Raw genomic sequence first — 18,785 nt, 5'->3', positions numbered from 1 at the left:
GTGGCCGTGCGAGATCTCAGCAATGATCAGCGTTTGGCGATCTAGCTTGTCGAGAACATCGACCGCACCTTGACGACAACGCCCGCTATGCGAGCTTCGGGGGTACCATGAACCCCTCTCGGCCGGCCCTGCTCCGGGCGGCCCTGGAGCGCCTGGCGCCTGGGGCGGCGGTGCAGATGGCGACGGACAACGACGAGGAAGGCGCTGGGTTTGCGGTCATCATCGGGGGCTTGGTTGCGGAGACGGGGAGGGGGGACTTGGCGGTCGAGCGGGCTGTCCCGATCGATGCCAAGGACTGGAACGATGCGCTTCTGCGTGCGAGCGGGGTGGCTCTCGCAATCGGTTGACAGCATTCCGAGGTACGTCCGCTATTCCCCCCCTCTCTTCAACCCGGGCGGCCCTTCGCAATGCGCTCCGTAGCGCAGGCACGCCATCGTCCTGGAACTGCTGCAACACCGAAAACCAACGCGAAAAGCGCATCATCGGCCACGGACAGCCGCCCCGCGACGCCGCTCAACGGCTCGGCGACATCCGACACCACCGCGCCGGCGCCGCCGGCTGCGCTAGTGGCCGGTCATGCTTCAGGGCTGTCGGAAGAGCCGGGGAACCGCGTGGCTTTTGAAATTAGCCTAGAATAAACGAAGCGTCGTGATAGCTGTTCCACGCAACGGGGGCGTCGGGCGCCGGTCCGGGGCCTTTGCTTGGGTATTCACCCGCAGGACGGCATTCCACCGGAGGACCTATGGCACTGAAATCAGTCGACAGCCCAGAACCACTGGGACCCTTCGAGAGCAACAGAGAGACGGCCACATCGAAGCCGCGCGACGTGATCGGCGGTACTGTAGGGGAGGCCGACGCCGCGCCGTCCCGAGCGTCGAAGCGCTTCCTGGTGCGCGGTACTCGTGGCGAGCCGTTGCGCAAGCCCGCGTCGGTGTTTGAGAGCCTCCTGACCGACGTCGATCGCAGAAAACAGATCCTCGAGACAGAACTCACGCCTTGGCGGATGATCTGCGCGCTTGAGATCACCAGCCAGAATGGGTCAACCTACACCGGCACCGGTTGGTTCGCCGCGCCGCGCACGGTCATTACTGCGGGCCACTGTGTGTTCGATCCTGTCGAGCTTGGCGGCTGGGCGAAGTCGATCAAGGTCATCCCGGGCCGCGACGACGACGATGAACCTTTCGGTTCGGCGAAATCAGCAAGGTTCTCGACCACGGACACGTGGCTCGCAACTCAGGCCGAGGCCCCCGACTTCGATTATGCCGCGATCCACCTCGATGCCGACCTCGGCTCTAAAGTGGGCACATTCGGGATCGGCGTGCTTCCTGACGCCGAACTCAGCAGTCGCCTCGTGAATGTGAGCGGCTACCCGGTGAGTCCGGGAAACGGCCGACAGCAATACTTCCACGCAAACCGCGTAAAGGCCGTCACCCCGCGACGCGTGTTCTACGACGTCGACACGATCGGCGGGCAGAGCGGCTCCCCTGTGTGGGCGTATCTCGACGGCAACTCGGAGGTACCGACAGTGGTGGCGATCCATGCCTACGGTGTCGGCGGCGTGCCGGCCAACCTCCATGTCGTCGCCAACTCAGGCCCGCGCATCCTGCCGGACGTCATGGATGTGCTCAAGGGTTGGATCAAGAGGGGGACGCCGTAATTTGAACCGGGTGCGCCGCCATGGCCGAGTTGTGGACCACGAAGGCCATAGCGTCGCTGGGGCCTGGGTGTCGGTCGAGCGGGGCACGTCCCCCTCGCGGGATATCGGGCGGCGCACGGGCAGCGACGGCGGCTTCGACGTCGGGTTGCCACCGGGGGTCTTCCGATTGCAGGCGGTTACCGAGTCTGGCTCAGCCGGTGAGGTAGAAGTCGAAGGCGGCGAGGGTGGCGAGATCCTGATTCGGGTCGAGCCGTCCCCGCGGCAAGGGTAAGGTGACAGATGCATATATGGGACTTGCGCGGGATCATTTCGGTCGCACTTGCCGCCGCGATTGGCATGGCGGCGAACGTTGCCCAGGGGCAAGACGCCACCCAGCCAGGGGCCGTAAGCTTCGTTCTGGGCGACAACAACGTGGTCCGCATGCCGGCGGAAACGACGACGCTCACGGCGACGGGCGTTGGCACCCTTAACGCAGAGACGATCTTGGAGCTGGGGAATTCGCTCCAAATCGTCGATCCGGGAAATGGCTTCCCATTAAGAAAGCCCCAATTCGCGGGGCGAACGGGCGCAGATGGTCTGATGTGGCGGGTGCCGGTAAAATCGACGGTTGCGCCCGGCACATCGCAGACTTGGGTCCTCACCCTCAGCTTCGGAAAGCCCGCGCAGCCTTACGCGCTGGCGTTTTCGGCCGATGCTAAGAGCGCGACCGTGCCGCAGTGGACGCCGCACGGTGCCACTGACACCTGGACGGTGTCCTGGAGTGACAAGCCCGCGTCACGCGTCTTCGGAATCACAATCGAGAATCCCGCTGAGCCGGTCGCCAACCTGCGCCTCGTTCAGAGCACGCTGAAAGATGGCGCGGGCCAAGCGATCGGCGTTGAGCGCCTGCGGCTGCTGGAAAAGCCGAATGGCGATGAAAAGGACCAGCTCGACGTGCCCGGCAACAGCACGCGCACGGTCTTTCTGCGCCTCGAGGACGGCGATTCCGCGGGGCCGTTCGGCACCTTCGATGGGGCGGTGCGTCTCACCGCGGATGGCAGCGCGACGATGAAGGACGTGTCCATGAAGGTGCAGGCGAGCTCCAACGGAAGGCGTTGGCTCGGTGTTGCGTTCACCCTCGCCGGCTTGCTGCTGACGCTGTTCCTCACCGCACTCCTGCGACCGTTGATGGCGCGCCTGCAGGCGCAGCGCGCGGCGACCGCAATGCGCCAGGGCATCGCGCAATTCCAGAACGAGCTCGGCCGAACCATGCCGTCCGACATCGAAATGCCCCGGATGCGAAGCGTGGCCGACAACCTCGACGAGTCGATCGGCAACGCGGAACTCCGCCGGCTGAACCTGCTGCCCCCCGTTGTCGCCATCGGACCGGGATTCGGCGCGATTCCCGATACGGCCGCGGCGTTGAAGGCGAAGCTCGACGAGGTCTCGAAGGTTCTGGAAGGTCTGCTGGTCCTGTTACGCAAAGGTGCCCCGCCCATCCTCAAGCTACTCAAGACAGCCGGGCAGGAAGTCGCCGCACGTGGATTCGCGGGCGACCTCGACGAGCTTGCGGGTGTCGTGACGAACGCACAGGACGCAACGACCAAAGTTGAAGCGCTGAGAACCCGGGTGATCACAGCCCGGAGCGGCGCCGAGTCTGGAGGCGCCGAGCCGCCGGCGAGCCGCGACGTCACGGTCCGCGATCTCGATTTCCAGATCGGTGGTCTGTCGCTCCTCGCATGGGCAATATGGGGCCTGATCGCTCTGGTCATCGGCGCCGCGTGGATCTTCAACGACCCTGGCTTCGGGACAGCGCTGGACTTGGTCGGGAGCTTCGCCTGGGGATTCGGCATGACCACCTTCGGCGGCGGCATCCAGAACCTGACCCCGACCTCAGTCACGACACAAATGAACGTGAAGGTTCCCGGATAACACGCGCATTAGAAGGCATCGAGCTATGAGCTGGACACCGAGCGGCCCCTGGAATTCACGGTTTAGGACGGCGCTCGACGGCGCCTTCGATGAGGGCTCGTTCACGCTGCTACTCAAAGACTACTTCGGAGAGGATTTTGCGAAGATCTCCCCAGCGGGGTTTGGAAAAACCTTCGCTTTTCGTGTGCAGGAGGTGCTGGACAATGCCCGCATGGAGGACTGGCTGCTCGACCTCGTGGTGGCCGCCCGCGAGCGCCGCCCCAAGAACGCCGCGCTCGCCTCCATTGCCGAGGCCCTGGGACTCACCATCGCGGGACCAAGGCTCTCCAACACGACGGGCAAGACGCTCGAGGAAGTCATCAGGGACAACGCGCGATTTATCAATCCCGCGGTCTTCACCGAGCGCCTGCCGCGGCTCGAGGGCCAGGTGTGCCGGATCGATATCCCCGGCGGCGGTGGCACCGGGTTTCTTGTCGCCGCCGACCTGGTCCTCACCAACTATCATGTCGTCGCGCGCATCCGCAACGGTGAGGCGCGGGCCGAGGACGTCAAACTTCGCTTCGACTACCGACAGGCACTCGACGGCTCGGTGCCGACTAGGAAGAACCCGGTAACGGTGAGTCTCGCGACTGATTGGCTGGCGGACTCCAAGCCGCCGAGCGAATTCGATTGGGAGCCGGCCCTCGGCGAGGCGGGCGAGAGCGAAAGCGACTACGCGATCCTCCGCCTCGCGGAGGCGATCGGCGACCTGCCGGTCGGCGGCGACACGGTTGATGTGCAGGCCGAGCCGCGTGGCTTCATCGACACGGCGGGCGATGTCCCCGCGCTCGCCGCCGGCAACCAGGTGTTCCTGCTTCAGCACCCGCGGGGCGAGCCGCTGCAGCTCGCCGTTGGCGCCGTCGTGGGCTTTAACCAGGCCGGTACCCGCGTGCGCTACGACGCAAATAGCAAGGGTGGCTCGTCGGGCTCTCCCGTGCTCGACGCCGACCTTAGGCTCGTGGCGCTGCACCACGCGCGTGACCCCGCCGAGCCGCCGAAGTGGAACCAGGCGATCCCGTTTTCGGTGGTCAAGAAGATCTGGAAGCTACCCTCGCAGGAGGCCTGATGCATGCCGCTCAATGACATCCAGATCGGCCAGCTCGCCGATGCACTCGACGAGCATTCGGACGATGGCCGGCTGCAGTTGATGGCCACCGACCTCGGGGTCAACTGGGCGAATCTGAACAACGGCATCATGCCCTTCCGTGCGCGCGTCGCGACGCTGATTCGCTATCTCAACGGACAACTGCCGCCGCGTGACACGGAGCTGCTCGAGATGGTGCGCGAACGTGGCAATGCGCACTTGAAGACAGTCGCGGCGCAGTTGATGGCGCCGACCTACTACTCCCCGACCGGCGACGCGCACGACGCGATCGTACTCGGCAGAGCGGCCTTCATTGCGCGCCGGATCTTGCGCGACCGCATCCGCGAGTTCACCACCGACGTCAGCCCCTTCTCGACACGCATGCTGGTCGTGCGTGGCGGCACGCCGGGTGGCAAGTCCTACACTTGGGAGTATCTGCGGCATCTCGCGCATGTGACCGTGGGCGTCCAGCCGATCCGTCTCCGGCTGAAAGACAAGGGAGAGGCCTATACGCCACGCCATCTGTTCGAAGAGGTATTCCGTCTGCTCGACCTCGATCTCTCGGCGCTGCCGTCATTGAACGACGACCCGCAGCTCGCGCGCATCGATGCGCTGTTGGCAACGTTCAAGGGGAAGATCGTGGGTCTGAAGCGGCGCTACTGGTTGGTGATCGACGACCTCAACGAGCCGACTGTGACGCCCGGGGTGCGCGAGGCGGCCTTCGCTATGGCGGAGGCGGCCGAAGAGCTCAAGCTGGACTACCTCTGGATTGCACTGCTCGGCTACAACGACTCGATCTCCAATCCGGAGCTGCGCTACATCGCGCAGGACGATGCGGAATACCCACAGCCGGCCTTCGTCGCACAGCATTTGCAGGCCCTGTCGAGCTCCGGCCCGAACCCGCTTCAGGGAAGCCGTGCCAAGGAGATCGCCGATCTGCTGTTTCAGAAGTACCAGGCTCTCGACAAGGCCGCCATGATGGAGCTGACGACCCGGGTCGAGCGGATGGGCGAGAAGCTGCAGCAGGGGTTGCAGCCATGACGCAGGCGCAGGAGCCCCAAGCGAAGCTCACGCTCGACGACCTCGAGCGTTTCCTCGATCTGCCCGCCGAGGACGACGGGCTATTGCCCTTCTGCGACGCGGCAGCGGTGCTCGCGGGCTTCGATCCGCTGGAGCTTCGCGCGGTCGGCGACGACACGAAGATGCCCGAGGACTTGCTGGCGCAGCTTCGTCCGCTCTGCGAGGTAACCGCGGACCCCGAGGCGAGCAGCCGCTGGAGCCTATTGCTTTACGAGCGACGCAAGGCACTGATGCGCTTGGGGACGCGCGAGAGGATGATCGAGGCACTCGCGGCCAACCCCGCGCGCGAGCAAAGTGCCCTGCAGCGCGGCTTCGAGCGCCTGCTTCAGCCGGGGCCCTATGCGCTCGAATCGCTCTCGCGTGATGAGCTCGCCTCGCTGCACACGGTGCTGGAATGGCTCGCGGGCATACTGGATGGACTGCCGGCCCCGGGGGCGATAGACAAGGCACTGCATAGACACGACCTCTTGGCGCCGATGCGCCGCCTGACAGCCGCCGGCTTCGTGGGCCGCGACGAGGAGCTTGCCCGCCTCGAGCAGTTCGTGGCAGGTCCGCCGCCCGGGGCGCCGCTGTTCGTGCACGGTCCCGGCGGAGTCGGAAAGTCCACGCTGCTCGCCCAATTCATCCTCGATCAGGTCGAGACGCAGGATCTGCTGATTGCCTACCTTGATGTGGACCGCCCGACTATTCGGCCCGAGCTTCCGCAAACCTTCTTGCTGGATGCACTGGGCCAGCTGCAGTCCCAGCTCGAGGTACCCAAGCTTTACTTTGAGAGTACAGCCAAGGAACTCGAGTACGAGCTACGGCGATACGAGGGGCAACGTAGTTTCGAGTCCGTCAACGTTGCCGGGGCGGGGGCGGAGGTCTTCGGCGATAGGCTGACCGAGTGGGCAAAGGGACGCACCGTGCTGATCGTGGTCGACACCTTCGAAGAGGTGCAGTTCTTCGGGCCCGATGTAACCGAGTCGTTCCTGAGCTTCGCCTTCGAGCTGCAAAAGCGCGCGCCGAACGCGCGGGTACTGCTGTCGGGTCGCACCCTGCCCAACGAGTACATCGCCCGCGTTGCCGGGCAGTTGCTGCACCAGCCGCGAGAATCGCCGGATGATCCCCTGCCGCTCGATCGCATCCCCGAGGCCAAGCGCCCGATCACCCTGGACGTGCTGGATGACGAATCTGCCCGGCGGCTGCTCGCCAACTCAATTGCGGCCTCGGGGATGGCAGCTCTTCCGGAGCGCGACCTCGACGATATCGTCCGCGTCGTGAGCCGCAACCCGATGTGCCTCAAGCTTGCCGCCCGCCTGCTGCGCGACGAGGGCGTCGATGCGCTCGCGAAGGACCGCGCGGCGCTGCTTACCAAGCTGCGCGCCGAGAAGATTCAGGCCCTGCTCTATGGGCGCATTCTGCTTCACCTGCACGCCGATGATGTGCGCAAGGTCGCCTATCCCGGTTTGGTCGTGCGCCGGATCGACGCGGCAGTTGTGGAGCAGGTCCTTGCCGAGCCCTGCGGCCTCGAATTCAAAGACGGGCTCACGCCCGCCTCAATCGTGAGCGACCTCGCCCAGGAGGCCGCGCTTGTCGAGGTCGATCCGATCGACGGCAGCCTGCGTCATCGACCCGATGTGCGCCGCGCCATGCTGGAGGACCTAACCGACCACGTCGAGGCATCCGTCGTCGAGACGATCGACAAGAACGCGGTGAAGCACTACGCGAAGCAGGATACGGATGACGTCATTGCCCGCGCCGAGGAAATCTATCACCGGCTGCGCCTGCGGCAAGCGTGGAGGACGATCTCCCCGCGCTGGACCGACCAAGCGGGCTCACGACTCAAAGGCGCGCTCGACGAGCTTGCAGCCGAGCAGCGGCTGTGGCTTGCAGAGCGCCTCGGAGTGACCCTCGACGCGCGCGCGCGGCAGTCGGCGGACCAGTCCGCCTGGGAGGCGCAGGTGGAGCGCTCGGCCAATCGATATCTGAAGGGCCAGGCGCCACTGGACGCCCTGAAGGTGCTTCAGGAGCGGTCCGCACGCCTGCCGAGGAGTGCCCTCTTCGGCATCGAGTCGGATGTGTACCGTTTCCTGAGCGAGCCGGACCGGGCGTTGGCCGTCGCCCGGCGTGGTGTCGAGTCCGCCACCGCCGACGGCGCGATCGATATGGCCTTGGAACTGCTGCTGCGCATGGTGGTCATCGACGAGGGTCGAGGGAGCCTGGCGGCGGCGGAAGCGACGCTGAAGGAGGCGAGGGCGGTGGCGGTTCACAGCAGCAGTCGGCTGCTGCGTTTCCGCGTCGCGGTCACCGCGCTGAGGCTGCATCGGCAGCTGCATCCCAAGGCGCGCGAAGAGCGCGCAGTGCTGCGCCGCGATGCCCGCGCCATGCTCGACAATGAGATGCTGCGCAGGCTGCGCGAGCGACCTGTGCTGCTGCGTGAGGCAGCCGCCGAACTCGCCAAGGACGAGCCCCGCCTGGCGGCCGCGGCGATCGAGATCCTGGGTATCGAGGTCGCATCCGACTCTCAGGCTGAATCGTTCGGACGCGCCATTGCCCACGCAGCGGCAGAAAAGAAGCTGCCGCAGGGGCAGACGCTCGACGACGCGCTGCAGGCGGTGAAGGAGTCGAACTTCGATCCCCGCGCGGTTCGGCAAGTGGCAACAGAGGTCCTCACCGGGCGCGACACCCGCAAGCTTGGTAGCGAGTTATCGAAGATCGAGGCCGGCCACGTGGTTCTGCGGGGGTTCCGGGATTACTTCCGTGCTGGAGTTGCGGACTCGCTGTCGATTGATCCATCGAAGCGACGATCGAGGTAATGCGGGGCAGTTGGGTGCCGGCACGCTTACGGCGTCTCCGGCGGTGAAGAATTCGTTTTCTGTAGCCCCCTCGACGATGTACTGCAGGGCCAACCGCAACAGCGTGCTACGCGGAGGGCCCATGTCGTCGGCACCGCCCTGCAACGGCTCCTCGATCGCTGCTCTGAGCTGCGTCAATGGTGGTACTCTCTTCATCGGATCTCTTGGTTTCGGATTGCCAACCCAAGGGATTCCGTTGGCCCGGCCAGGGTATCCTCCCGTAACCCGTTGATGGCCTAGAAGTCGATCTTGCCCATACACAGCAGCGCCACATAGCAAGCTAGAATCTGCCGCATCCGCCGCCAGATCGGTGCATTCATGCAACACCATGCCTGGAAATGAGGGCGAGGTCGGAGCTGGAGGTGAGATCCGCGTCGGATTCCGTTAGGATGCACTGCTGGAACGTGGCACCTACCGAGTGAGTCTAGGAATGCGCTCATTTTGCACCCACCCCGTTGATATTTAACGGGAATCTGGCTTCCTTGATTCATTCAGATAACGGAAACAGATGACAATTAGGAGAATTAACTCATGAAGATCTTATTTTCACTTTTGACCGTTTTGAGCCTAAGCGCCTGCGTGTCGATGCCCTCGGCGACGGTTACCAATATAACACTAGAAGAAGTGCTAATGGAACTCCAGAAAGCTGTCGACGCGATTGCAATGGACTCGACAGTTACGCCGTTACCCGACCTCAAAGAAGCAACAGTTTCCCTGCTTACGAAGACAGAGACATCCGCCGACGGTAAGGTAAAAGTGGTTATTGTATCGGGGGCACTGAGTCACAAATTGGTGAACAGCAACTCTCTTGAGTTAAAGCTAAGGCCGAGAAAACGAAGTGCGGAGCTTGCCCCAATCGACGGCAACCGTATCGCGAAACAGATCTTGGCATCGGCGGCAGCGACTGGCCTTGTGAGATCTCTTGAGCTAAGTGAGTTAACAGTCACCTCTTCCTTTGAGGTAACTAGGAAACGCGAAGGGGGATTGTCTTTCGAGTTCGACGCGTACGGCGCGACAGTGGGACCAGAAGCCTCATTTAGCGGAACTAGAGTTAGCGGAAACACGCTGACTCTGAAGTTTGCTGATCCGGAATAGGCGGAGCCGGGGCGAATCGCTGAGCCAGCCTCCCCAGTTCGGGCGCTTTCGGTGGAAGCGGAACGCAAGGAAATCAACTCACGAAGCGCACAAACTGCGACGCATTGAAGCAGTCCTCGCTCTCGATCAGGCTGCTTCAGGGTTCGCGTTCTGGGCAGCGTCGTTAGAGCCCCAGGATTCAATCGCTGCCCTTGCCCCATTCCGCTTTGACCTCGGAAATCGGCGTGCAGCAGCCTGTTACCCCTTGCGCTGCGTGTCCGCTTTGGCAGGCTCGCAACGGAAGGTTAGCGTGTTTGCCAGCGGCGGCTGTGCAACAAGACCGGTCTGTCGATCACCCTATTCCTGGCGACCCCGTGCGCGGGGTGAAGTGATCGCTGGGTGCAGCAGCCCTGGGAGTCCGCAAAGCGCGTCAAGCGGTCGGTGCAGAGACTTATGCCGAGCGTGGGCTCTTAGCCGAATGCCACCGCCTCGCAGACCTGGATCGGATCGGCGCGCCTGATCGCTCGATCCTCCAAGAGACGCTCCGTCGGCCAACCGGGAGTTCCCCGCCCTGGTCTTCGAAACCCTCACCCCTCAACCGACCGCTCCCGCAAGCGCGTCTACCGCCCGACCCCGGTCTGCTTCACCGCCATGGCGACCGCCTTGGGCAGAGCGACAGCATTTCCAAGCGCTTGCCGCGGGTCACCGCCGTGTAGAGTAGATTGCGCTGCAACAAGGTGTAATGCTGAGTCGCCAGCGGGATGACCGCGGCCGGGTACTCCGAGCCCTCACGATGCTCGACCCTGTTGGCCCCGTTCGGGATCTGGATATTCGTCAGGACGCTTGGAGCTGAGTATCGTGACGACCTGCAATGACACCGCCACCCGATCGTAGCGCACCCGACGTTTGAGTTCACGCAGGGATTCCAACTGCTTGATCATTGCACCGCCGTAGCAAGGTTCCTCACTTTTGGGTGATGCGCCGCACGTCATGGCTTCCTGCAGGTTGGCGATCAGGTCATGAAATTTGCGATTTGCCTCCATGACCAGTGATTCGTAATAGTCAGCCCCGACGTCAGCTGCTCAAGTCTCCATGGGTTCTGCAGCGGTTGCGTTCAACACGCCGAGGGGTCGGGCGGCGGGGTCACCGGCACATATCCCCGCTGCTGCCGTCGCTTGGCGATCCCTTCCAGCGCCGCGACCCCGGCATCGAGCGATGTCAGCGCGGTGACCCGCATCCCGCCGCGCCGCGAGTGCAATGCACCCCAGCAGGCGATCAGGCTCCAGGTACCGAACAGGTCCTTTTCCAGGACGACCCGGTAATAGCGGGCCTTTTCGGGATTGATCCAGCGCTGCCCCTGTTGCGAGACCACAGGCATCCCAAGACGTGCCACCATTGATCAGGACGTTCAACGAGGATATCACCCACGGGCATATCCGCGCACACGACGCTGCCTCAAAGTGCCTCACGACATGCACGGTGCCCGACCTTGGCGCAGCATGTCCGTTCAGCCGAAGAAATTGCTTCTGCTTTCCGGCGGATACACACTTTCATGACAAGCGCGGACCGAGCCAGGCGAGGTCTGCGCGTGTGACCGGCATGCTAGTCGGCTAGTTGGTGCAAGTCCAACCGTGGCCTTAGGGAGAGGGGAACACGTAGGCGAAGGCAAGGGTGCCCGAAGAAACTCCCCCTGCACCTCATGGGCGAGGGCGATGGCAAGGCCGCTACCGGAGGGGAGCCAATGAGGGATCTGAAGGAAGCCGGAGTCCAAACTCGCCACCTAAGCGAGAGCGAACCTTTGTTGAGGCGTGTGGGGTTGGGCGAGGTGCCGTGGATCACCGAAGCCCGATGATCTCCCCGTAATCCCCGGACGTAGAGAAGGTAGGTGGGCGAGGACAGAGGCGACTAGCTTACCCGGCGAAGGGCCGTCGATCTTGGGTCGGTGTAACCGCGACACCTTAAGCCCTAAGCGGCGCGGAGACGCGATCCGTGATGGGACGGGGGCCTGCAGATGAAGCCGTAGTAATCGTAAAACCCGGTGCCGATGAGGTGGCGGTGACGTCACCGAGGGTAAAACATCGGGTCAGCGGCAGGGACGTCGGAGGTGAAGGGCGGAACACGTAAGCGGTCGATGAAGCTCGTTAAAGACCGTGGGCCCGAGACCAGCCCGATTGGGAGCCGGCGAGTGTCCGAGACGTAGACATCGGGTGAATCGTCGGTGCGGTTGCGGAAAGGCTCATGCAAAGAACAGAGTGAAATGAGCGGAAGGGACCTATTGACCGACGAGCACAGACTCTTCGAAAACCTACTCGCCAAGAACCTGGCGGTCGGGATTCCGGAAGCGTTTGATGTGAGTCGGTGGATACGCCTTACGTGAGGAGCCGTGTACGGATCCGTACGCACGGTTCTGTGGGCAGACGGGGCTCCGGCCCCTCTGACCCGATTCTGCGCGAAGCCACGCCATCGGTCGGCCCGGGGACGACTTGCAGCGGACCCTGCCGGCTCGCCGGAGCTGTTGCGATCGGCCGCTATGAGGGGTGAGGTATGACGACGACAGGCATCACGGATTTCCTGCTCTGGTGTGTCGGTATCAACTACGGATTTCTGCTTCTGTGGTTCGTGGGCTTCGCCTTGGCTCACGACTGGATGTATCGCCTGCACAGCCGATGGTTCAGGCTCTCGGTCGAGACCTTCGACGCGATCCATTATGCGGGTATGGCCGCCTACAAGCTTGCCATCCTGCTGCTGAACCTGGCGCCGCTTCTCGCGCTCTACCTGTCGGACTGACACTGCCGGGTCGGGTACCGAGCGCGCGCCGTCGGGCGGGGCGCCGCTCCGGTCATGACAGGCGACGCCGTTTGCCTTCACCCGGATCATGACCAGTTGCGCGTGATCTTTCCCGGACCTCGCTCCCAAAGCTGTCTCAGCAGGGCAGGGCGCCCCTCCAGCGCTGCGACGAGGGCATCCTCGGCAGCCTCCTCGCCGTTGCGTTCCGCCCAGGCGCCCGCGAACCCAGCGAGCCATGCGCGCTGGGCGTGCGCGTCGTCGAGCGGCGGGAACAGGTCGGGTGTGCGAGCGCCCTCGAGGACGCGACTGCCGGCGTCGAACCAATCAAGCATTGTCGTCTCGGTCATCGCGCATCGTCGGTGAACAGGCGAAGCCCTCAGTATCGCGCGTCGATCGTCGACGCAACAAAAAACCCACCGGCGCTTTCGCCCCGGCGGGTTTGCTTGGGTTGACGGATGACCTCGCCGATCATGCACCCGTCGGGGTGCGGGTCGATGCGCTCACCGCTCGGTCAGGCCACGGCGCGCAGGTCCAGCCGCCACAGGTCGCACCAGTCGAGACTTTTGCTCCCTTCCGGGATCGGCCCTTTCGGTAGATGCAGCGCTACCCGGATGCCTCGGGAGACAAGTCGCTCGCGCAGCGCGAGGGCAGCCTGCTCCCCGGTCCCCGAGCGATCCAGGTCGGCCCAGATCACGACCAGTTCGACCCCGGGCGGCGGCACGAAACGCTGCAGGAGGGTCGCGGAGATCCCGGCCCAGACCGGCATCGCGGTGCGCTGGCGGATCACCAACGCGGTCTCGATTCCTTCGGTGATCCCGAGGGTCGCACCGGCCGTGTAGAGCCGCAGGGCTCCCCCGCAGAGCGTGCCGATCGCCGGCATCATCTTCTTCGGATGCGCGACCGGGGCCTTGTGTCCCGCGCGATCGAGGTAGATCCGGTGCAGCGATACCGGTCGACCGTCGGCATCCGATACCTTGGCCACAAGCGCGGGGAAGGTGCCGACGCGCGTCTTGTCCTCGTAGTAGACGAGCTCCGGATGAAACCGGATGACGCGGGGGTCGGGTTCGGCATCGATCCCGCGACGGGACAGATACCGCCGCAGCGGGAGTGCCCGTCGGTCGTCCGGGTCCAGGGTCTGGGACCAGACGCGCCGCAGGGCTGCCTCGGCCATGGTCGGGTCTTGGTCGGTTCCTGCGACGACGACGGGTCTCGGTCGCGCCGCGATCGCCCGCGGGTATCCCGTGTCGAGCCCCAGATCACGGGCGACCGCCTCCAGGGTCTCGCGAAAGCCCCAAGCGTTGGCCCACATCAGCAACGCGAAGCCGTCGCGCCGGGGGCCGCAGCTGTTGCAGATCCCGCCGCCGGTCTCCTCCACGTCCCGGAAGACCCGGAACCCGTCCGATCCGCCATGGACAGGGCAGGGCACGTGGCGACCAGGCCGTGCCAGGGCGGGCTCCAGGGTCGGCGCGAGCCGACCGAGAATGCCGATCCAACGTCCGCGGGCGTGCTCGCGGACGGTCTGTGCGTCGATGGTCATCGGTCGTCTTGAGTGGTTCATGCGGTGTGTCTCCGAGGTTGGGCGGGGCACACCTCCCCGACGGGGAGATCGGCCCCGCGGGGTTGGGTGGATTGGGTTCACTACGCTGGTCAGGTCCGCCGGCGACGCGGGTGCGACCCTCAGAGCACGCCGCGCTCGGCCATGGAGACGGCCTCGCCGTCGCCGACGATCATGTGATCGATCACCCGCACGTCGAACAGCGAGAGGCCTTCGCGCAGTCGCTGGGTGAGGCGCAGATCGGCTTGGGAGGGCTCCGGAACACCCGAAGGGTGGTTGTGGGCGAAGATGACCGCCGCCGCACCGGTCTCCACCACCTTGCGCAGAACCTCTCTGGGATGCACGCTGGCCCCGTCGATGGTGCCGCGGAACAACTCCTCGTAGCGGATGACGCGATGGCGGTTGTCCAGATACAGGCAGGCGAACACCTCGTAGTGCAGCCCGTAGAGGCGCAGCTTGAGGAAGTTGCGCGTGGCCTCCGGGTTGGTCAGGCAGTCCTGCTTGACCAGGTACTTCTGCTCCAGGCAGCGGATGGCGTTGGCCACCAGCTCCCGATCGCTTTCCGGCAGGTTGGCCCGGCGCATGTGGTCGGGTTCCAGGGGGAGTGACAGCTGGGGTTTCTTCATGGGTCGTGTCTCCGGGGTCGAGCGGGGAGACACGTTCCCCCGTGAGGGGAAGGGTGTCCCCGCGGGGTGGATGGCTGTCGGCGCGTTAGGCCGTGCGTTGCAGCGGCGGCAGCGCCGCGTCGTCGAAGAGGCTCAACTGACGGCTCTCGGTAGCCGCCGTGACGGCCGCGAGGCGTTGTGGTGCGCGGGCCGGGAGGACCTCGGGGACCGGCTCGGGTTGGCCGCCGACGCGTCGGGGTGCGGCGAGGCGATGCGTCACCACCTCCAGATCGGCCGGGTTGCCGAGCGCGTTGCCGCGGTAGACCAGGATCTCCCCGAGCGGTCCATGCAGGGCCGCATTGGCGAGCAGCTGGCAGGCGGTCATGCGCGCGCACAGCGGATCCAGATCGATCGCCGTGAGCGACAGACGCCGCAGCGCCTCGGCACCGTGTTTCATCGCGATGGTCTTGCAGACCGACAGCAGCAGGATTCCCGCACCGCTGGTCGGCTCCAGGATCGTGATGAAGCGGTCCTTCGGATGCGCCGACGGATCCATATCCATGGTGTTGATCTCGGCCATGAAATCCGCGACCGATTGGGGCGTGAAGTACTGCCCCATCCATTTGCGTTGACCGTGTGCGCTCAGCTCCATGTAGACGGCGCCCAGGATGTCGCGCCAGGGATTCTCGGCGACGAGCCGTCCGTAGAGGCCGGAGAGCTCGAACAGCGCCGCGTGACGCCGCTCGTCCCAGGGGGTTTCGAGTCGCTCGCCGAAGCCGGCGAGGACATCCATGGTCAGGAAGCGCAGCCATTCGTCGGGGCGATGGTCGCCGCGACGCGCGAGGGTTTCGATCAGGCCCGCAAGCGCGCGGGCGGGGTGGGGTGTGGACATGCGTCTCTCCGGTGACGGGGAGACGCACCGTCCCCGGGGGAGAGTGCCTCTCCCCGCGGGGTGGATTGCTGCTGTGGGTTCGGCTGTGTTTCCGGCAAACCGGGCGGCCAGCGACCGCTTCTCGGAGATCCTCGACAGCGAGGATCCGGGGAACCGTGCTTGCGATGAACGCGCGAGCGCGCCCACGGCGAGCACACCTCCCGGACCCGGACCGACCGTCCGCGAAGGACGACCGGCCCGCGGTCCCGATGGCTGGGCTCAGGTCAGGAGAAGCTGCTCGGCAATCCCGAACAACGCGGTCTTCAGGTCCGCGACGGCGTCGATCCGTACGGCGATCGGGAACAGACGCCCGACGTCCACGGCGATGCCCACGCCGATCATCTCGATGCCGGCCGCGCCGGCGCGCTCGATCAGCTCGGCGGCGGTGCACACATCGTCGGGTTGTCCGTCGGTGAGGGTGATGATCACCTTGCGCGTCTCGCGACGGGCCAGCAGATCCGCCGCGGCGAACCACAGCGCCCCGGTCATCGGCGTCCCGCCGCGACCGCGTTGGACGAACGCCCCGACGCGGGACGCCGTCCGCTCGCCGTGCGCCAGGATCCGGGTCACTTTGTCGTCGTGACCCTGCAGGCTCGGAAACGCCGTCACCGCGCGCGAGACGCCCTTGACCGGCTCCAGGGCCAGCGCCAGGGCTGCGGCCGCATCCAACGCGATCGCATCTCGGCCTGCACGCATGGACGAGGACAGATCGACCAACAGGTGAAGCGCCGTATTCGGCGCGATCGCCTGCTCGCGGATCCGGAACACCCGCGGGTCGCCGACACCGGCGCGGTGCAGGTGGCTCGGGCTCAACGCCCGTCCACGTCGACCCGCTCGGGAGCGTTCCAGGGTTCGGGTCTCGATCAAGCCCTGCAGACGCGCCGCAAGCTTTGCCGACTGTCCCTTGACGCGGTCTAGGGCCATCCGCCCCGATCGGAGGTCCCCGAAATACGTCTCCGCTGCGGGAAGCAGCGTCGCCGGATCGCGGGTTTGCCCGTTCAGGGCTTGGGCGACCGAGGCAAAGAGATCCTCCGGGAGGTCGGCGTCGGTAGCGGAGAGCGCTTGTTGCAGTGTGCGGCGGGCGTCGTTGCCTGCCGTGGTGCCGTCGGGGTCGGTGGTCTGTTCGGTCTCTCGACCCTGGTTCAAGCTCTGTTCGGACGAGCCTGTCCCGGAGTCCGCACTTCGACCGTCCTGGCCCCTTTCGTCCTCCTCGGCCCGATTCGCTCCTCCATCGTCTGCGGATGCGCCGTTCTCGGATCCTCCGTCTCCGGCATCATCCTGTTCGGCGTCGTCTCCGCGTTCACTCGTCGCGGAGCCCGCATCCGAGTCCGTATCGCTATCCCCGTCGGACGGCGAAGTGGGCTGGATCGGCGCCGGAGGCGGCGGCTCTTGCGATTCCTCATCGATCAACCCGACGATCCGCCGGGCGAGGTCGATCGATGCCGCCGTGCTCGCGAGCCTCGGGATCTCGGACATGAGTCCCTGCAGCCGATGCACGAAGCGCGGTTGGAAGACCGCCCGCATGACGCGATCGGCCTCCTTTGCATGACTCGCCAGCGCGTCCTGCTTGCGATAGCGATGCCGGGCCAGGGCGAGGAACCCGTTGCCGAGGATGTCGGACGGGCTTTCGGTCTCGCTCACCGCCGACAGCGAGCCGTCGGCCACCAGAGCGGCCACGACCGCATCCAGCGTCCTGCGGGTGCCCGGATAGACGGCGATCAGCTCGGCCTCGATCCGGATGTCTTCGATGACCCCTTGGATGAACCGCTCCAGCGGCGTGTGCGCCCTCGGCAGGGCGAAGTCGGTGTAGCGGACATGGGCCGCTTCGTGGGCCAGATAGCCCCACGCCAGCGTCCGAGCCCTCGGGTCGGTCCCGATCGCGGGAATGACGATTACGCCGCCGTCGGTGCAGGCCTGCGTGCCGCCGATCCGCACGGGGATGCCGAATTTGCGCCCGTAGGCGGCGGCGACGATCGGCAGTGCGTCGGTCAAGGTCTTGGGTGTCATGGTGTGCTCCTGAGTGAAGAAGGGGCACACCACCCCGGCGGGGGCGGTGTACCCCGGTCGGGTGGGATGATGCGAAGCTGGCGCGGATGCGCCGGCTCGGGTTCAGGCTCGGTTCAGAAGAAGAAGCCCTCGACGTCCGCGACCGTCTCCTCGACGGGCCTGGCGAACGCGGGCTGCGGTGGGTCGTCCTGCACGTCGATGTCGGCCTCGACCGGCCCATCGCCGAACAAGGCGTCCATCTCGGCCTCGAAGTCCATCGCGGACTGCACGGCGAGCGGCAACGGCGTCACCTCGGTCGGCGTGGCGTCCGATTCCATGTCGCTGTCGCTGTCGTTCGGCACGCCGTCCTGCTGCACCGCCCACTGGCCCGCCCCGTGGCGTGCCATGCGCTCGGCGTCCGACAGCAGCAGCGCGAGCCCCATGCCTTCGTTGAAGATCGGGCCTTCGATCGGGCGGTCCGTCGGCAGGCGGGCGAACCACTGATCGAGGGTGTCCACCACCGGCTGGATCCGCCGGTCCACGAAGGACAGGCAGGCGAGCTTCTCGCGGATGCGTCGGAAGGTGCCGAGCGCACGGCGATGCAGCTTCTCCTTGCCCTCGAAGCTGCCTTCGAGCTCGCGGGCCATCTGCTCGACTTCGGCGAAGATGCCGTCGCCGAGCCCCTGGACCTCCTCCTCGAGCGTCCCCGGTTGCTCCGCCGGGGCGATCCGCACGATCTGGTAGCCGAAGCGCAGACGCGTGCCGACGACCTCCGCCGGCTCGATGGCCCGGCGGATCGGTTCCTCCCAGGCGGGCAGATTGGAGATCCACTCCTCCAACGCCCGGTCGTAGCCGGCCAGGAAGGACCGTGTTTCGGCGTCGAACTCCACCTTCAGCGCCGCCAAGCTCTCGGCGATCGACTCGGCTTGGGCATGCGGCACGGCAAACCCGCCGAGAAAGCGGGTTCCGACCTGCAGACAGGTGCGCTCCGCACCCTTCTTGATGCTGTGAAAGATCCTCAACGGCTCGGGGTCGCAGACCCTTTTCGAGCCCAGGGAGACCAACTCCTCGGGCGGGACTTCGGTGCCGAGCTTCAGGTCCTCGGCGCGCAGTTTCTTGCGTCCGGACCAGATGGCGACGTTCAACATGACCAGGGTGAACCGGTCGGTGACGTGGGTGATCGTGTGCATCGGTGGGCTCCGCGCCGAACGACGACGCACGCGATCGCCGGACGGCGAA

General features: G+C 65.4%; 15 protein-coding genes and 2 pseudogenes. 8 read left to right on the top strand and 9 right to left on the bottom strand.

Annotated elements, in window-relative coordinates; translation table 11 throughout:
* Positions 1–92: 92 nt before the first annotated feature.
* The 7 genes and pseudogenes from LT988_RS24500 to LT988_RS24470 form a co-directional block, all read left to right on the top strand.
* Positions 93–347, top strand: a pseudogene (locus tag LT988_RS24500) (toprim domain-containing protein); the annotation flags it as partial.
* Positions 348–742: 395 nt separating this feature from the next.
* The gene (locus tag LT988_RS24495; RefSeq protein ID WP_232408118.1) at positions 743–1,657 is read left to right on the top strand and encodes a trypsin-like serine peptidase; all 915 of its coding nucleotides are present in this window, start codon (positions 743–745) and stop codon (positions 1,655–1,657) included.
* Between the two features lie 279 nt (positions 1,658–1,936).
* A complete protein-coding gene (locus LT988_RS24490; RefSeq protein WP_232408117.1) occupies positions 1,937–3,568 on the top strand; it encodes a hypothetical protein in 1,632 nt (543 codons plus the stop codon).
* Positions 3,569–3,593: 25 nt separating this feature from the next.
* Positions 3,594–4,673 carry a trypsin-like peptidase domain-containing protein gene (locus LT988_RS24485; RefSeq protein WP_232408116.1) on the top strand — a complete coding sequence of 360 codons (1,080 nt, stop codon included), beginning with the start codon at positions 3,594–3,596 and terminating at the stop codon, positions 4,671–4,673.
* A gap of 3 nt (positions 4,674–4,676) precedes the next feature.
* Complete coding sequence (locus LT988_RS24480) at positions 4,677–5,732, top strand: hypothetical protein (protein ID WP_232408115.1); 1,056 nt, start codon at positions 4,677–4,679, stop codon at positions 5,730–5,732.
* Between the two features lie 293 nt (positions 5,733–6,025).
* The gene (locus tag LT988_RS24475) at positions 6,026–8,569 is read left to right on the top strand and encodes an AAA family ATPase (protein WP_232408114.1); all 2,544 of its coding nucleotides are present in this window, start codon (positions 6,026–6,028) and stop codon (positions 8,567–8,569) included.
* 570 nt (positions 8,570–9,139) lie between these two features.
* The gene (locus LT988_RS24470) at positions 9,140–9,703 is read left to right on the top strand and encodes a hypothetical protein (RefSeq protein WP_232408113.1); all 564 of its coding nucleotides are present in this window, start codon (positions 9,140–9,142) and stop codon (positions 9,701–9,703) included.
* 599 nt (positions 9,704–10,302) lie between these two features.
* Here the strand turns inward: LT988_RS24470 and LT988_RS24465 are convergent.
* The 3 genes and pseudogenes from LT988_RS24465 to LT988_RS24455 form a co-directional block, all read right to left on the bottom strand.
* A pseudogene (locus LT988_RS24465) lies at positions 10,303–10,475 on the bottom strand (ATP-binding domain-containing protein); the annotation flags it as partial.
* The gene (locus LT988_RS24460) at positions 10,471–10,725 is read right to left on the bottom strand and encodes a hypothetical protein (RefSeq protein ID WP_232410679.1); all 255 of its coding nucleotides are present in this window, start codon (positions 10,723–10,725) and stop codon (positions 10,471–10,473) included. The gene LT988_RS24460 and the pseudogene LT988_RS24465, both read right to left, overlap by 5 nt.
* A gap of 71 nt (positions 10,726–10,796) precedes the next feature.
* Positions 10,797–11,078, bottom strand: coding sequence for a WGR domain-containing protein (locus tag LT988_RS24455; RefSeq protein ID WP_232408112.1), 282 nt, complete (start codon positions 11,076–11,078; stop codon positions 10,797–10,799).
* A 1,148-nt stretch (positions 11,079–12,226) separates the two neighbouring features.
* Between LT988_RS24455 and LT988_RS24450 the strand changes: the two genes are divergently transcribed.
* Positions 12,227–12,469 carry a DUF6868 family protein gene (locus tag LT988_RS24450; protein WP_232408111.1) on the top strand — a complete coding sequence of 81 codons (243 nt, stop codon included), beginning with the start codon at positions 12,227–12,229 and terminating at the stop codon, positions 12,467–12,469.
* Positions 12,470–12,555: 86 nt separating this feature from the next.
* On the opposite strand, the gene LT988_RS24445 is transcribed toward LT988_RS24450, so the two are convergent.
* The 6 genes from LT988_RS24445 to LT988_RS24420 all read right to left on the bottom strand — a co-directional run bounded on the left by LT988_RS24445 (position 12,556) and on the right by LT988_RS24420 (position 18,736).
* On the bottom strand, positions 12,556–12,816 hold the full coding sequence (locus LT988_RS24445) for a histidine kinase (protein ID WP_232408110.1): 261 nt from the start codon (positions 12,814–12,816) through the stop codon (positions 12,556–12,558).
* Between the two features lie 164 nt (positions 12,817–12,980).
* Complete coding sequence (locus tag LT988_RS24440) at positions 12,981–14,027, bottom strand: DUF7146 domain-containing protein (RefSeq protein WP_232408109.1); 1,047 nt, start codon at positions 14,025–14,027, stop codon at positions 12,981–12,983.
* A 119-nt stretch (positions 14,028–14,146) separates the two neighbouring features.
* Positions 14,147–14,650, bottom strand: coding sequence for a JAB domain-containing protein (locus tag LT988_RS24435; RefSeq protein WP_408648024.1), 504 nt, complete (start codon positions 14,648–14,650; stop codon positions 14,147–14,149).
* Between the two features lie 85 nt (positions 14,651–14,735).
* Positions 14,736–15,521, bottom strand: a complete 786-nt coding sequence (locus LT988_RS24430; protein WP_232408108.1) for an N-6 DNA methylase — start codon at positions 15,519–15,521, stop codon at positions 14,736–14,738.
* 258 nt (positions 15,522–15,779) lie between these two features.
* The gene (locus tag LT988_RS24425; protein WP_232408107.1) at positions 15,780–17,567 is read right to left on the bottom strand and encodes a VWA domain-containing protein; all 1,788 of its coding nucleotides are present in this window, start codon (positions 17,565–17,567) and stop codon (positions 15,780–15,782) included.
* Between the two features lie 113 nt (positions 17,568–17,680).
* Positions 17,681–18,736 carry a DUF3150 domain-containing protein gene (locus tag LT988_RS24420; protein ID WP_232408106.1) on the bottom strand — a complete coding sequence of 352 codons (1,056 nt, stop codon included), beginning with the start codon at positions 18,734–18,736 and terminating at the stop codon, positions 17,681–17,683.
* Between the last annotated feature and the right edge of the window lie 49 nt (positions 18,737–18,785).

The sequence above is a fragment of the Thiocapsa bogorovii genome, from assembly GCF_021228795.1.
Classification (GTDB): domain Bacteria; phylum Pseudomonadota; class Gammaproteobacteria; order Chromatiales; family Chromatiaceae; genus Thiocapsa; species Thiocapsa bogorovii.
The sequence above is the reverse complement of the archived record's forward strand: the minus strand, read 5'-3'. Positions and strand labels throughout refer to the sequence as shown.

Excerpts from the sequence above, each read along its gene's own strand:
- LT988_RS24495 (WP_232408118.1), top strand. The coding sequence starts at position 743 with ATGGCACTGAAATCAGTCGACAGCCCAGAACCACTGGGACCCTTCGAG.
- LT988_RS24490 (WP_232408117.1), top strand. The coding sequence starts at position 1,937 with ATGCATATATGGGACTTGCGCGGGATCATTTCGGTCGCACTTGCCGCC.
- LT988_RS24485 (WP_232408116.1), top strand. The coding sequence starts at position 3,594 with ATGAGCTGGACACCGAGCGGCCCCTGGAATTCACGGTTTAGGACGGCG.
- LT988_RS24480 (WP_232408115.1), top strand. The coding sequence starts at position 4,677 with ATGCCGCTCAATGACATCCAGATCGGCCAGCTCGCCGATGCACTCGAC.
- LT988_RS24475 (WP_232408114.1), top strand. The coding sequence starts at position 6,026 with ATGATCGAGGCACTCGCGGCCAACCCCGCGCGCGAGCAAAGTGCCCTG.
- LT988_RS24470 (WP_232408113.1), top strand. The coding sequence starts at position 9,140 with ATGAAGATCTTATTTTCACTTTTGACCGTTTTGAGCCTAAGCGCCTGC.
- LT988_RS24460 (WP_232410679.1), bottom strand. The coding sequence starts at position 10,725 with ATGGAGGCAAATCGCAAATTTCATGACCTGATCGCCAACCTGCAGGAA.
- LT988_RS24455 (WP_232408112.1), bottom strand. The coding sequence starts at position 11,078 with ATGGTGGCACGTCTTGGGATGCCTGTGGTCTCGCAACAGGGGCAGCGC.
- LT988_RS24450 (WP_232408111.1), top strand. The coding sequence starts at position 12,227 with ATGACGACGACAGGCATCACGGATTTCCTGCTCTGGTGTGTCGGTATC.
- LT988_RS24445 (WP_232408110.1), bottom strand. The coding sequence starts at position 12,816 with ATGACCGAGACGACAATGCTTGATTGGTTCGACGCCGGCAGTCGCGTC.
- LT988_RS24440 (WP_232408109.1), bottom strand. The coding sequence starts at position 14,027 with ATGAACCACTCAAGACGACCGATGACCATCGACGCACAGACCGTCCGC.
- LT988_RS24435 (WP_408648024.1), bottom strand. The coding sequence starts at position 14,650 with ATGAAGAAACCCCAGCTGTCACTCCCCCTGGAACCCGACCACATGCGC.
- LT988_RS24430 (WP_232408108.1), bottom strand. The coding sequence starts at position 15,521 with ATGTCCACACCCCACCCCGCCCGCGCGCTTGCGGGCCTGATCGAAACC.
- LT988_RS24425 (WP_232408107.1), bottom strand. The coding sequence starts at position 17,567 with ATGACACCCAAGACCTTGACCGACGCACTGCCGATCGTCGCCGCCGCC.
- LT988_RS24420 (WP_232408106.1), bottom strand. The coding sequence starts at position 18,736 with ATGCACACGATCACCCACGTCACCGACCGGTTCACCCTGGTCATGTTG.